The sequence below is a fragment of the Streptomyces sp. 1-11 genome (assembly GCF_007176755.1).
In the GTDB taxonomy this organism is placed as follows: Bacteria; Actinomycetota; Actinomycetes; order Streptomycetales; family Streptomycetaceae; genus Streptomyces.
In genome coordinates this window covers 79,037-92,190 of the sequence record NZ_BJTV01000020.1, presented here as the reverse complement: position 1 = coordinate 92,190, position 13,154 = coordinate 79,037, and the positions used below count along the sequence as shown (strand labels likewise).

11 protein-coding genes and 1 tRNA gene are annotated in these 13,154 nt (G+C 71.7%); 2 read left to right on the top strand and 10 right to left on the bottom strand.

All coding sequences use genetic code 11. The annotated features are described in order from the left end of the window. Positions 1-26 precede the first annotated feature (26 nt). A complete protein-coding gene (locus TNCT1_RS31575) occupies positions 27-1,013 on the bottom strand; it encodes a carbohydrate ABC transporter permease (RefSeq protein WP_143638963.1) in 987 nt (328 codons plus the stop codon). 6 nt (positions 1,014-1,019) lie between these two features. Next, complete coding sequence (locus tag TNCT1_RS31570) at positions 1,020-2,336, bottom strand: ABC transporter substrate-binding protein (protein ID WP_143638960.1); 1,317 nt, start codon at positions 2,334-2,336, stop codon at positions 1,020-1,022. A 196-nt stretch (positions 2,337-2,532) separates the two neighbouring features. On the opposite strand from TNCT1_RS31570, the gene TNCT1_RS31565 reads away from it, so the two are divergent. After that, the gene (locus tag TNCT1_RS31565; protein ID WP_143638958.1) at positions 2,533-3,840 is read left to right on the top strand and encodes an ROK family protein; all 1,308 of its coding nucleotides are present in this window, start codon (positions 2,533-2,535) and stop codon (positions 3,838-3,840) included. 141 nt (positions 3,841-3,981) lie between these two features. Here TNCT1_RS31565 and TNCT1_RS31560 read toward each other — a convergent pair whose 3' ends face one another. From TNCT1_RS31560 to TNCT1_RS31535, 6 genes are all read right to left on the bottom strand, one after another. Beyond that, on the bottom strand, positions 3,982-4,815 hold the full coding sequence (locus tag TNCT1_RS31560) for a class II glutamine amidotransferase (protein ID WP_143638956.1): 834 nt from the start codon (positions 4,813-4,815) through the stop codon (positions 3,982-3,984). Positions 4,816-5,193: 378 nt separating this feature from the next. Beyond that, positions 5,194-7,269, bottom strand: coding sequence for an elongation factor G (gene fusA, locus TNCT1_RS31555; protein WP_143638954.1), 2,076 nt, complete (start codon positions 7,267-7,269; stop codon positions 5,194-5,196). 374 nt (positions 7,270-7,643) lie between these two features. After that, positions 7,644-8,465 (bottom strand): SAM-dependent methyltransferase, encoded by an 822-nt coding sequence (locus TNCT1_RS31550; RefSeq protein ID WP_143638952.1) that lies wholly within the window; start codon positions 8,463-8,465, stop codon positions 7,644-7,646. A gap of 155 nt (positions 8,466-8,620) precedes the next feature. Further along, on the bottom strand, positions 8,621-9,412 hold the full coding sequence (locus tag TNCT1_RS31545) for an ABC transporter permease (RefSeq protein ID WP_143638950.1): 792 nt from the start codon (positions 9,410-9,412) through the stop codon (positions 8,621-8,623). After that, entirely contained in the window at positions 9,409-10,371 is a 963-nt protein-coding gene (locus tag TNCT1_RS31540; protein ID WP_143638948.1) for an ATP-binding cassette domain-containing protein, read from the bottom strand. The genes TNCT1_RS31545 and TNCT1_RS31540 overlap by 4 nt, the downstream gene beginning before the upstream one ends. 32 nt (positions 10,372-10,403) lie before the next feature. Beyond that, complete coding sequence (locus tag TNCT1_RS31535; RefSeq protein WP_143638946.1) at positions 10,404-11,075, bottom strand: DUF4097 family beta strand repeat-containing protein; 672 nt, start codon at positions 11,073-11,075, stop codon at positions 10,404-10,406. Positions 11,076-11,324: 249 nt separating this feature from the next. Here TNCT1_RS31535 and TNCT1_RS31530 point away from each other — a divergent pair, with 249 nt between their 5' ends. Further along, positions 11,325-12,077, top strand: coding sequence for a helix-turn-helix domain-containing protein (locus TNCT1_RS31530; protein ID WP_143638944.1), 753 nt, complete (start codon positions 11,325-11,327; stop codon positions 12,075-12,077). A gap of 136 nt (positions 12,078-12,213) precedes the next feature. Here the strand turns inward: TNCT1_RS31530 and TNCT1_RS31525 are convergent, their stop codons facing one another. After that, complete coding sequence (locus TNCT1_RS31525; protein ID WP_143638942.1) at positions 12,214-12,819, bottom strand: bifunctional 2-polyprenyl-6-hydroxyphenol methylase/3-demethylubiquinol 3-O-methyltransferase UbiG; 606 nt, start codon at positions 12,817-12,819, stop codon at positions 12,214-12,216. A 158-nt stretch (positions 12,820-12,977) separates the two neighbouring features. Continuing rightward, positions 12,978-13,062, bottom strand: a tRNA-Leu gene (locus TNCT1_RS31520). Between the last annotated feature and the right edge of the window lie 92 nt (positions 13,063-13,154).

Here is a 13,154-nt window from a genome sequence, read left to right as displayed (position 1 = left end):
GGGAGCCGGGCGCCGCTGAGCGGGGGCTAGACATCGGCGGGCCTCCGTCCGCGTGAGGTGAACAGCAGGTAGGCGCCGGTCACGACCAGCAGGAAGAGCAGCAGCAGGACGGACATGGCGGATCCGGTGCCGAAGTTCCAGGTGACGAACGAGGCCTGGTAGATGTGCACGGAGATCAGGTCGGCGGCCTCCGGGGCGGCCTTGCCGAACAGCACGTACGGCGTGTTGAAGTCGTTGAACGTCCACAGGAACAGCACCAGGACCAGCACCTGGTTGACCGGCCGCAGCGACGGCAGGGTGATGCGGCGGATCTGCTGCCACATCCCGGCCCCGTCCAGGGCGGCCGCCTCGTACAGCTCCGCGGGGATGTTCTGCAGGCCGGCCATCACGATGAGGAAGGCGAACGGCCAGCCCTTCCAGACCGAGACGGTCAGCAGGGCGTAGAAGCTGTTGTCGCCGATGAGCCAGAACGACGGCTTGCCGGTGAGGTGGAGCTGGTCGTGCAGCACGTGGTTCACCAGGCCGTTGTCGTGCTGGAACATGAACACCCAGGTGATGACGGCCGCGTAGACGGGCAGCGCGTACGGCACCAGGAACAGGGCGCGCAGCAGGCCGCGGCCGCGGAAGGTGTCCTGCATGAACACGGCGGCGGCGGTGCCGATCAGCCAGCACAGACCGACCGAGAGCAGGGTGAAGCCGACGGTGACGAAGAACGAGTGCAGCAGCGCCTCGCCGACGGGTGCGTCGAAGTCGACCGACACCTGGTAGTTGCCGAGGCCGGACCAGGGGGCGCTGCCCCAGTCGCGGATGTAGAACTGGGTGAGTTCCTTGAAGCTCATCACGATGCCGATGACCATCGGCACCAGGTGCACGAGGAGTTCGAGCAGCAGGGCGGGCAGGAGCAGCAGGTACGGCAGCCCGATGCGGCGGATCCGCCCGGTGCGGCGGCGGGGTTCGCGCGCCGCACCGGGGGACGTCCGGGGCACCGGCTCCTTGAGAGCGGTGGAGGTCATGTCGGGTCAGGCCGCCGGCATCTGCTGCTGGGCCTTCTCCAGCTTGGCCTTGACGGAGTCGGTGGTCACCGCGCGGCCCGCGGCGGCGTCGGCGAACAGGTCCTTGACGGCCGTGCCGACCGCGGTCTCGAACTGCGACTCCGACGCGACCTGCGGCAGCGCGGCCGCGCTGGTGGCGAGGGTGCTCTTGAGCACCGCGTTGGAGGGCGAGTTGAAGGCCGCGTCCGCCTGGGCCCCCTTGACCGGCGGGATGCTGGTGTAGGCCGTGTTGAGGATCTTCTGCTCGGCGTCGCTGGTCATGAACTTCACGAACTTCGTGGCGCCGTCGAGGTTGTGGCTGTTCTTGAACACGGCGATGTTGATGCCGGCGACCATGGAGTTGGTCTGCGCGCCGGCGCCGGGGGCGCCGGACCGCACGGGGACCGGGGCGATGCCGTAGGCGTCCTCGCTCATGCCCTGCGACTTGAGGTTGGAGGCCGCGGACTGCCAGAGCAGCATGGCCTGCTTGCCCTTGGCGAAGTCGCTGACCGACTGGTTCTGCGCGTACTCGGCGTCGCCGGTCGGGATGACCTTGTCCTTGGCCATCAGGTCGACGTACTGCTTGACCGCCTCGACCACCTTGGGGTTGGTGAAGTCGGGCTTGCCGTCGGCGGTGAAGAAGTCGGCGCCGTGCTGCTTGGCGAAGACGAAGACGTGGTGGATGTTCTCCGAGACGTTCGCGCCCTCGGCGCCGAGCGGCGACTTGCCCTTCGCCTTGATCTTCTTGCCGTCGGCGACCAGCTCGTCCCAGGTGGCCGGGGGCTTGGAGATGCCGGCGTCGGCGAAGATCTGCTTGTTGTAGTAGAGGGCGTACGCCATCGAGTACAGGGGCACCGCGGCCGGGTCCTTGCCCTGCACGCCGGTCGAGCCGAGCGCGGAGTCGACGAACCGGTCCCTGCCGCCGATCTTGCCGAAGTTCTTCGCGTCCCACGGCAGCAGTGCGCCGGTCGCCTGCAGGGAGGCGCTCCAGGTGTTGCCGATGTTCAGCACGTCCGGGCCCTGGCCGGAGGTGGTGGCGGTGAGGATCCGGTTGAGCAGGTCGGACCAGGGCACGACCTCCAGCTTCACCTTGATGCCGGTCTGCTGCCGGAACTTGTCGAGCTCGGGCTGCAGGACCTTCTTGTCGATCGCGATGCTGGCGCCCTGGTTGGAGGCCCAGTAGGTGAGCGTCTTGGGCGAGTCGTCGGACCCGCCGCCGCTCGACGAACCGCCTCCGCAGGCCGTAGCCGCGAGGGCGAGAGACATGGTGACGGCGCCTACGGCCGCGGCTCGGATGCTGCGCATGGCTCCTGGTGTCCCTTTCCGGGAGTCGATACCCCTCGGGGCTGATCACGGACGGCCGACACCCCGTTCGGCTTCCGAAGCCCCTCATGGCTTAATTTAGGATGTGAGTTAAACCTCAAGAGAAACGCTCGTCAAGGGATCCGGCAGCGGTATCCGGTCCGGCGGGCCTCATTCGCGCGCGGACCAGGGAGGTCGGGTGGCAGGGCTGAGCGGCCGTACGGTGCGTGACCTGCGGCGGGAGAGCCGGGGCGCCGTTCTGCAACGGTTGTATTTCGATGGGCCGATGAGCCGGCGGGCGCTGGTCCCGGCGACCGGGCTGAGTTCGGGCTCCGTCAGCAACGTCGTGGCCGAGCTGCTGGCCGACGGCCTGGTCGAGGAGGCGGGCAGCGTCGGGTCCGAAGCGGGCCGGCCCCGCCGGCTGCTGCGGATACGGCCCGGCAGCGGGTGCCTCGTCGGGGTCGACGTCGGCGAGACCCGGGTACGGGTCGAGCTCTTCGACCTGGGGCTGCGCGAACTGGCTCGCGCCGAGCGCCCGTTGGGGCCGCGCGGCTACGACGTCGACGCCGTCGTCGGCCATGTCCACGAGGGCGTCGCCGAGGTGCTCGGCGCGGGCGCGCGGGCCGCCGGCGAGCTGCTCGGCGTCGGCATCGGAGTGCCCGGCATCATCGAGCGGACGGAGGGCGAGGGCGCGGTCGTCCACGGGCAGACGATCGGCTGGGACGCGGTCCCGCTGGAACGGCTGCTCCGGCGTCCCGGTACCGGCCAACTGCCGCCCGGGCTACCGCCGGAGGTGCCGTACTTCATCGACAACGGCGCCAAGTCGCTGGGCCAGGCGGAGATGTGGTTCGGCGCCGGGCGCGGGGCCCGCAACGCCGTGGTGGTGCTGTTCGGCTCGGGCGTCGGCGCGTGCGTCGTCACCGAGGAGGCGGCCCAGGGACGTGCGGTGGAGTGGGGGCACCTGACGGTCCGGGTCGGCGGGCGCCGGTGCCGGTGCGGGGCGCGGGGCTGCCTGGAGGCGTACGCGGGCGCCGAGGCGCTGGTGGCCCGGTGGCGGGAGGCGGGCGGGCGGCCCTCGGACGGCGCGGACGAGGAGACGGCGCTGACCGAACTGCTCGCCGCGGCCCGCCCCGCCGACGGCCGCGCATCCGATCCGGTGGCGGCGGCCGTGCTCGCCGAGACCGCCGAGTACCTGGGCGCCGGCCTGTCCGACCTGATCAACCTCTTTCAGCCCGAACGCCTGCTGATCGGCGGCTGGGCGGGCCTCCAACTGGGCGGCGCGTTCCTGGACCGGGTGCGCGAGCACGCTCTCGCGCAGGCCATGCGCTTCCCGGCGGGGCGGGTAGGCATCGAACTCGGTCTGCTCGGCCCGGACGCGGTCACCGTGGGCGCGGCGGTCCTTCCGCTGGCCGCGTTCTTCGCCCGCGGCGGCCACCGCCCACGGCCCGCCACCCGCCCCGCACCGTCACCGGCCTGGCGGGCGGCACTGGACGGGCGGCTGGTGTGAGGCAGGGGGCGCGGATTGGGGGTTCGCGGCATACGGATGGGTGCGCGTATGGAATGGATGGGCGTACGGGATGGGTACGCGTGCGGGATGGGTGGGCGTACGGGACAGGTGCGCGTGGCACGCGTACGGCGCGGATGGCCGTCAGGGCATCTCGGGCCGGAACTCCCGAAGGCGGTCGTGGCCTTCCCGGACGACTCCGTAGCTGTTCGCCGGCACCTCGTTCCAGGCGCCGGGCAGGTCGCCCAGGGGCTCCGACACCACCAGGCGGGTCTCGTCGGACACGCCACGCAGGAAGTCGGTGTCCGGGTGCAGCGCCCGCAGGTCCTCCACCCTGCTGCTGTAGTAGAGCGACCTCGGCGTGCCCGCACTGGCGTACCGGAAGGCCAGGACGTCCCGCCCGTCGGCCACCGCGATCGTCATCTGCAACGGTGACGCGACCCCGTGCTCCCGGGCGAGCTTCTCGACGAACCCGGCCATGCGGGCGACACCGCCGGCCGGGTCGTCGGCCAGGCCGAACGTGAGGGCGAGGTAGAACATCACCTCGGAGTCCGTGCTGCCCTCGATCGACGGGAAGAAGGCCGGATCGACGGCGAGGAGGAGGGGCCGGCGCAGTACGGGGAAGCCGGCGATGGCGCCGTTGTGCATCCAGATCCAGCGGTCGTGACGGAAGGGGTGGCAGTTGGTCTGTTGGACCGGCGTACCGGTGGACGCCCGCACGTGTGCGAAGAACAGCGGTGCGCGGACGTGTCCCGCGATCTCCCGCAGGTTCCGGTTGCTCCAGGCCGGGCCCACGTCGTGGAACACGGCGGGCGTACGCGCGTGCTCCTGGTACCAGCCGATGCCGAAGCCGTCGCCGTTGGTCGTCTCGACGCCCATCTTGGCGTGCAGGCTCTGGTCGATCAGGGAGTGTTTCGGCCGGTACAGCACCTCTTCGAGGACCAGGGGCGTTCCGGAGTAGGCGAGCCAGCGGCACATGGCTCACGCCCCTCGTACCGGGTCGCGGCCGTGGCGCGTCGAGCCTGGTCGCGTGTCCCGCCTCGTGCCGTGTGCCGGGCCTCGTGCCGTGTCCTCGGTCATCCGCGTCTCACGCCTTCCCTTCCGGGCAGCCGGGCCAGGGGTGTCCGTCCTCCACTTCATCCGGCGCGCACGGCGGCCGCATCGCCCGGCACGGGTGATTGCGCGTTCGGGTGGGCCGCCGTACCAGGTCCTTCGCCGCCGCCGGGCAGGCCGCACCACGCGTGTCCGTCGCGCGTGGTGCGGCCCGGGTGCGGCTCGGGGCTCGGCTGCCATACGGCTCGGGCGCCGTGCGGCCCGGGTGCGGCTCGGGGCTCTGGCGCCGTCCGGCCCGGGCGTCTACCGGCCCTGGACCGTCACCCTGTCCGGTGCCGGCGCCGGTGCCGGTGCGTATCCGGCCGGCCGGGTGGTGAAGGTGCCGCGGCCCTGGGTGCGGCTGCGCAGGCGGGTCGCGTAGCCGAACAGCTCGGCCAGCGGCACGGTGGCGGTGAGCACCGCCGCGCCGCCCCGCGCGTCGGATCCGGTGACCCGGCCGCGCCGTGCCGCGAGGTCGCCGAGGACGCCGCCGACCGCGTCCTCGGGCACGGTGACGGTGATCTCGGCGACCGGTTCCAGCACGGCCGTCGCACAGGCGCTCAGCGCCGCGCGCAGCCCCAGCCGGCCGGCGGTGCGGAACGCCGCCTCGGAGGAGTCCTTCACATGGGTGGAGCCGTCGGTCAGGGTGACCCGCAGCCCGGTCACCGGGTGCCCGCCGAGCGGCCCCTCGGCCAGGGCGTCCCGGCAGCCGGCCTCCACCGCGCGCACGTACTCCCGCGGCACCCGCCCGCCGACGACGGCGGACCGGAACTCGAAACCGGTGGCGCCCACTTCACTGCCGAGCGGCTCGACGTCCAGGACGACATGGGCGAACTGGCCCGCACCGCCGTCCTGTTTGACGTGCCGGTGCACATGCCCGCGCACGCCGCGCACGACGGTCTCCCGGTGCGCGACCCTCGGACGGCCCACCGTGACCTCGGGCCCGCCGTCGCGCCGGATCTTCTCCACCGCCACCTCCAGGTGCAGTTCACCCATCCCGGACAGCACCGTCTGCCCGGTCTCGCCGTCGGTGCGCACCACCAGCGAGGGGTCCTCCTCCGCCAGTCGCGCCAGCGCCGCCGCCAGCCTTCCGGTGTCCGTGGCGCGCCGCGCCTCCACGGCCACGGAGACCACCGGATCGGCGGCCACGGCGGGTTCCAGCAGCAGCGGGGCACCGGGATCGCACAGGGTCGAGCCGGGCCGCGCCCACTTGAGTCCCGCCAGCGCGACGATGTCGCCGGCGACCGCCCGGTCCAGGCCGGCGTGCCGGTCCGCCATGACCCTGAGGATCCGCGCCACGCGCTCGGTGCGGCCGGTGCCCGGGTCCCACAGGGTGTCTCCCTTCTCGACGGCGCCCGAGTAGACGCGTACGTAGGTGAGGCGGCCGGTGCCGCCCGCGTTCACCTTGAACGCGAGGGCGGCGAACGGCGCTTCGGGATCGGCGGCCCGCCGCTGCTCGGCGCCCTCGTGCACACCGCGTACGGCGGGCACGTCCAGCGGCGACGGCAGGTAGGCCACCACCGCGTCCAGCAGCGGTTCGATCCCGCGGTTGCGGTAGGCGGAGCCGCACAGGACGACCACGCCGTCACCGGTGCGGGTGAGGTCGCGCAGCGCGGCGGCGAGGGTGCCGGCGTGGAGCGTGCCGAGGTCGCAGAACTCCTCCAGCGCGGCCGGGTGCAGTTCCGCGACCGCCTCCTCCAGCGCACGGCGCCGGCGCAGCGCCTCCTCGCGCAGCGCTTCTGGTACCGGCCCCTCCACCGGCCCGCTCTCGCCGTCGGCCCACACCAGGGAGCGCATCCGCACCAAATTCACCACACCGGTGAAGCCGTCCTCCGCCCCGATCGGCAACTGGACGACGAGCGGGGCCGGATGGAGCCGCTCCCGGATCGAGTCCACGGCCCGGTCAAGGTCCGCACCGGCGCGGTCGAGCTTGTTGACGAAGGCGATCCGCGGGACGCCGTGCCGGTCGGCCTGCCGCCACACCGACTCGCTCTGCGGCTCGACCCCGGCGACGGCGTCGAACACGGCGATCGCCCCGTCGAGGACGCGCAGCGACCGCTCGACCTCGTCGGCGAAGTCGACGTGGCCTGGAGTGTCGATGAGGTTGACGCGGTGACCGTCCCAGGCACAGCTCACGGCGGCGGCGAAGATGGTGATGCCGCGGTCGCGCTCCTGCGGGTCGAAGTCGGTGACGGTGGTGCCGTCGTGCACCTCGCCGCGCTTGTGGGTGGTGCCCGTGGTGAACAGGATGCGCTCGGTGACGGTGGTCTTGCCGGCGTCGACGTGGGCGAGGATGCCGAGGTTGCGGACGACGGCGAGGGTGCTGAGGTTGGTGCGCACGGCCCGTGGCCTTTCTGCGGATCAGGAAAGGGGCAGCGCGATTCCCGGGACGAGGAGACCCGGCTGACCGAGAACTCGTACTGGATAAGGCCGAGTTGGTCAGCGGCTCGTCGCGGGCATCCGGTGCCGGGCGCGCAGCGGGCACCGGACGGCCGAGGACACCAGGATCACCTCGGACCGCGACGGGGGAACGACGACGGCGGTACGGTCACGCACGGCCGGGCTCCCCTCGGTGATCACGGTTCGGTGGACGGGCATAGCGCGCCGCCGATGTGTCGATGCGGCGCGCGGTGCATGTCGAGTCTAGGAAAAGGGCTGGGCGGCGAGTAGCGAATATTCGGTGCGGGGGGCTCGGGCGGACCCGGCGTCACCGCCTAACCCGCCTTCCGCGCCAGTCCCGCCGCGATGAGTCGCTCCCAGACGGTGACTCCCTGCTCGCCGCCGCTCAGCCCCGGACCGCCTGCCGCGTCCGGGCGCCACAGCGGCGCCGGAACGATGCCGGGGTCGAGGATCTCCAGGCCGTCCAGCAGGGCTTCGATCTCCTCGTCGGTGCGCCACCGGCCGCGGCCGAAGGTCCGCTGGAGGATCCCCTCGGCCTCCGCGGTCTCCGGGTTGTCACCGGAGCGGAAGTGGCTGAGGAAGAAGTAGCTGCCCGGCGGTACCTGGTCGCGCCAGTAGCGGACGATGCCGGCCGGGGCCTCCTCGTCGTTCATGTGGTGGAGGACGGCGCTGAGGACGACGGCGACGGGGCGCTCGAAGTCGATCAGCTCCAGGGTCTCCGGGTGGGCACGGACGTGCTCGGGGTCGCGTACGTCGCCGGCGACGACCCGGGTCCGGTCGTTCTCCGCCAGCAGCGCTCGTCCGTGGACCAGCACCTGGGGGTCGTTGTCGACGTAGACGACCCGTGACTCCGGCGCGTGCCGTTGCGCGATCTGGTGGACGTTGTCGGCGGTCGGCAGACCACTGCCCAGGTCGATGAACTGCCGCACGCCTGTCGTCGTCACGATCTCCGCGACCGCCCGTCCGAGCGCCGCCCGGTTGGCGAAGGCGATCGCCACCGAACCAGGCAGGTCACGCTTGAACACGTCGCCGACCTCCCGGTCCACGGCGTAGTTGTCGCTGCCGCCGAGCAGGTAGTCGTAGACGCGGGCGATGCTCGGCCTCGTGCGGTCGATGGAGGAGCCTTCATCCGTCATGGCGGCCATCCTCCCTGCTTCGTCGCGTCGCGTGTGTGAAAGGGCGGAGGTGTCATGGGTGCGAACGAACGGGGCGGCGCACTCCGACAGTTGTCGGTGTGCGCTCGCCCCGGGGGTGGGACGGGTCGCGGGGTGGGCCGCGCCGGCATGGGGGGTCACCTGGGGTCGTGGTTGAACCTCTTGGTGGACCAGAGGTAGCCGAGGACGGTGAGGGCCAGGCACCAGGCGATGGCGAGCCAGCCGTTGTCACCGATCTCGGTGCCGAGGAGGAGGCCTCGTAGGGTCTCGATGGCGGGGGTGAACGGCTGGTACCGGGCGATCGGCTGGAACCAGCCGGGCATGGCGTCGATGGGGACGAAGGTGCTGGACAGCAGCGGGAGCAGGATCAGGGGCATGGCGTTGTTGCCGGCCGCCTCGGCGTTGGGGCTGATCAGGCCCATGCCGACGGCGATCCAGGTGAGCGCGGTGGCGAAGAGCGCGAGCAGTCCGAACGCCGCGAGCCATTCCCAGAGGGTGGCGTCGGTGGAGCGGAAGCCGATGGCGACGGCGACGGCGCCGACGAGGACGACGCTGATCACGGACTGCAGGACGCTGCCGATGACATGGCCGATGATGACCGAGCCGCGGTGGATCGCCATGGTGCGGAAGCGGGCGATGATGCCCTCGGTCATGTCGTTGCAGACGGAGACCGCGGTGCCGACGACGGTGCTGCCGATGGTCATCAGCAGCAGGCCGGGGACGACGAAGGCGACGTAGGCGGAGCGGTCCGGTCTGCCGCCGCCGATGCCCGCGCTCATGGTGTCGCCGAAGATGTAGACGAACAGGAGCAGCAGCATGATCGGCGTGAGCAGGAGGTTGAGGGTGAGGGAGGGGTAGCGCCGGGCGTGCAGGAGGTTGCGGCGCAGCATGGTGGAGGAGTCGCGCAGGGCGAGGGCGAGGGTGCTCATCGGGCGTTCTCCTTGGACTGGTTCGGAATGCCGGCGCCGCCGGTGAGGGCGAAGAAGACGTCGTCGAGGTCGGGGGTGTGCACGGTGAGTTCGTCGGCCTCGATGCCGGCCGCGTCCAACCGGTCGAGGACGGCGCGCAGTTCGCGCTGGCTGCCGTCGCTCGGGATGTGCAGGGCGAGGGCCTGGTCGTCCCGGGTGACGTCGCGCAGTGCGGTGGCGGCGCTCTGGTAGGCGGCGGGGTCGGTGAAGCGGAGCCGTACGTGGCCGCCGGGGACGATGCGCTTGAGTTCGTCGGCGGTGCCCTGGGCGGCGATCTTCCCGCCGTGCAGGACGGCGATGCGGTCGGCGAGTTCGTCGGCCTCCTCCAGGTACTGGGTGGTGAGGAAGACGGTGACGCCGCCGGTGACGAGCTCCCGGATGATCCGCCACATGTTGTGCCGGGAACGCGGGTCGAGGCCGGTGGTGGGCTCGTCGAGGAAGATGATGCGCGGGCTGCCGACCAGGGTCATGGCGATGTCGAGGCGGCGCTTCATCCCGCCGGAGTAGGTGGAGGCGGGCTTCTTCGCGGCGTCGGTGAGGTCGAAGCGCTCCAGCAGTTCGGCGGTCACCCGGCGCCCCTCGCGCCGGGTGAGGTGGTTCAGGTCGGCCATGAGGAGCATGTTCTCCTCGCCGGTGATCAGGCCGTCGACGGCGGAGAACTGCCCGGTGACCCCGATCTCGGCGCGCACGGCCTGTCCGTCGGCGGCGAGGTCGTGACCGCCGACGCGGACGGGGCCGCTGGCGGGGTCGGGTGAGATCAGCGTGGAGAGGATGTTGACGGCGGTGGTCTTGCCGGCGCCGTTCGGGCCGAGCAGGGAGAAGATCGTCCCCTGCGGTACGGCCAGGTCGACGCCGTCCAGGACGGTCTTGTCGCCGTAGGACTTGCGCAGCCCGTTCGCCGCGATGGCCAGGTCGGTCATGAGAGGTTCCCCCTTGTTCGCTGTCTACGGGTTCAGAGGCTGCGGGCGGTGATGTCGCCGTAGGCGGTGGTGGCGTGGATGGTCAGGCCGGCGGCGGCGCCGTCGGCGTTCAGCAGCGCGTTGCTGACCCGGCCGTAGCCGGTGCCGGCGTCCAGGGAGGCGGAGACCCCGCGGGCCGCGCCGACGGTGATCTCGCCGTGCTCGGTGCGCAGGGTCACCTCGCCGCGCTGGGCCTCGGCGATGGTGATGTCGCCCTTCTGGGTGCTGATCTCGGCGGGGCCGCCCAGACGGCCGACCGAGACGTCGCCGGCCTGGAGGGTGAGGCGGGCGGCGGCGGTCTCGTCGAGCTTGACCGAGCCTTGCGCGCCCTCGAAGACGACGTCGCCGAGGCGGCCGACGCCCCGGAGCTCGGCGAGTGCCGCCTTCGCCTGGACCCGGGAACCGGCGGGCAGTTGGACGGTCACCTCGATGGCCCCGGACGGGCCGAGGATCCGGTTCTTCGCGGCCGGGACCTCGATCCGCAGGACGCCTTCCGCGTAGGCGACCTCGGTCTGCTCCGCCACCTTCACGTCGCGCCCCTTGGAGGCGTCCGCGGGCAGCACCTCGACCGTGGTGTCGGCACGGTCGGCGGCGATGAACCGGATGTGCCCCGCGGGGATGTCCAGGACGGCGGAGACCGGGGCGGGGGTTTCGAACTTCTGCATGGTGTGCTCCTTCTGCGAGGGCAGCGGGCCCGGTGCGGCCCGTCGTTTCCAACAACGGAAAAGCTACGTTGCGTTCATGAACTCGGCAACACCGTTGTTGCGATGCAGATGAATAAGACCAGTTCAACGGGCACATTTCGTTGCAACGGTCACACGACTAACGCAACGTCACCCGTAGCATTCGTTGCAATGAAGTGATGAGTGAACGCTATAGTGGGAGGCGCCACGAAAAACTTGGAGGGGACCGCGATGCCCGGAGGCCGACTCACCCAGCAGGAACGCCAGCAGATCGCGCTGGGTCTGGCCGACGGCCTCGCCTACGCGGAGATCGCCAGGCGCCTGGACCGTCCGACCTCGACCGTCACCCGCGAGGTGATGCGCAACGGCGGTCCCACCGCCTACCGTGCCGACCTCGCCCACCGCGCGACCGAACACCGCGCGCACCGCCGCAGGCCGACGGCGCCCCGGGATGCGAAGGCGGCCCCGCAGGCAGCCGGGCGGGACGCGGAGGCGGTGCGCGAGTACGAGGAGGCGTTCACCACCCTGCTGATGCGCCAGGGCCTGCCGAAGATGATGTCCCGCGTGCTGACCTGCCTCTACACCGACGACACCGGCAGCCTCACCGCGTCGGAACTCGCCCGGCACCTCCAGGTCAGCCCGGCGTCGATCTCCAAGGCCATCGCCCAGCTCGAGAGCCAGGGCCTGATCCGGCGGGAACGCGACGAACGCCGCCGCGAGCGCTACATAGTCGACAACGACGTCTGGTACCAGGGAATGATCGCCGCCGCCCGGTCCAACATCGAGCTCGCGGAGACCGCGCGCCGGGGCGTCGCCCTCCTCGGCCCCGACACCCCGGCCGCCGCCCGCTTGGAGAACATCGCCCGCTTCGTCGACTTCGTGGGCGAGAGCCTCGCCCGCGCCGCGGAACAGGCGCGGGACATCCTGTACGCACAGCCCGAGGCCCAGCAGGCCGGCACCGCCGGGCCGGAGGCGGATCGGTGAGCGGCTGGGCGGGCCGCGCACATGTGCGCAACGGGGGCCGCGACCGCGGCAGTCGAGGCCTTCCCGCCCGCGTTCTCGGAGCGAGGGTCCGACCGGCGCCCGGTGGACGCGACTGCTCAGGGGGCCCCGCGGAACCTTACCGGCGGTGGACGCTGACGGCGTAGCCGCCGCCGTCGTAGGGGTCCGCGTCCCAGGTGGCGAAGCGGTCGACGAGGGTGAGGCCGGCCGCGGCGCAGCAGTCGTCGTACTCCGGCAGCGTGATGCCGGGCGGCACGGGCAGGTGGGCTTCGTCCAGGCCGAAACCGGCGACCAACAGACCCCCGGGGCGCAGGGCCGCGGTCAGGCGCTCGACCGCCGCGGCCTCGGTGCCGGCCGTGAGGAACGGGAAGACGTTGCCCGCGGCGACCACGAGGTCGAACTCCGCCGCGATGCCGAGGAGGCCGGGCTCGAACCTGGTCAGATCGGCCTGGAACCAGGGCAGTTCCGGGGCCTGCTCCCGCGCCACCGCCAGCATCGACGCGTCGAGATCCACCCCGACGCAGTCGTATCCGAGCTCCGCGAGCCGGATCATGACCCGTCCGGTGCCGCACCCGGCGTCCAGCACTCGCGCTCCGGCGGGCACGAGCGCGGCGCAGAAGCGGGCCTCCCCGTCCACATCCGTCCCGCTGCGGACCAGGGCCTCGAACCGTGCGGCGTAGTCCTGTCCGGACGTGCCTCCGGTCAGCTCGTTCCAGCGACTCATGCGGCCAACGATACGGGGGCGTGTGCCGCGTACAGGCGGCCGCCCGCTCCGCGGCCGTCCGCACACGGGAACACCGCCGCGAGCAGTTGGACACGAGAACGCCGAGAGGGCCGCGACCGAACTGGTCGTGGCCCTCTCGTCCGTGTTCTCACGGTGAGTGTCCGAGGGGGGACTTGAACCCCCACGCCCGATAAAGGGCACTAGCACCTCAAGCTAGCGCGTCTGCCATTCCGCCACCCGGACAAGGTGTCTGCCGCCTGACCGGGGGTGTTCCCCGCGGCGACATGGACAACAATACCAAGACTTCGGAGTGCGTTTCACCTGCGTATCCGTGT

Coding starts and splice junctions, on each gene's coding strand:
- TNCT1_RS31560 (WP_143638956.1), bottom strand. CDS start 4,815: ATGTGCCGCTGGCTCGCCTACTCCGGAACGCCCCTGGTCCTCGAAGAG.
- TNCT1_RS31545 (WP_143638950.1), bottom strand. CDS start 9,412: ATGAGCACCCTCGCCCTCGCCCTGCGCGACTCCTCCACCATGCTGCGC.
- TNCT1_RS31535 (WP_143638946.1), bottom strand. CDS start 11,075: ATGCAGAAGTTCGAAACCCCCGCCCCGGTCTCCGCCGTCCTGGACATC.
- TNCT1_RS31540 (WP_143638948.1), bottom strand. CDS start 10,371: ATGACCGACCTGGCCATCGCGGCGAACGGGCTGCGCAAGTCCTACGGC.
- TNCT1_RS31575 (WP_143638963.1), bottom strand. CDS start 1,013: ATGACCTCCACCGCTCTCAAGGAGCCGGTGCCCCGGACGTCCCCCGGT.
- TNCT1_RS31570 (WP_143638960.1), bottom strand. CDS start 2,336: ATGCGCAGCATCCGAGCCGCGGCCGTAGGCGCCGTCACCATGTCTCTC.
- TNCT1_RS31550 (WP_143638952.1), bottom strand. CDS start 8,465: ATGACGGATGAAGGCTCCTCCATCGACCGCACGAGGCCGAGCATCGCC.
- TNCT1_RS31530 (WP_143638944.1), top strand. CDS start 11,325: ATGCCCGGAGGCCGACTCACCCAGCAGGAACGCCAGCAGATCGCGCTG.
- TNCT1_RS31525 (WP_143638942.1), bottom strand. CDS start 12,819: ATGAGTCGCTGGAACGAGCTGACCGGAGGCACGTCCGGACAGGACTAC.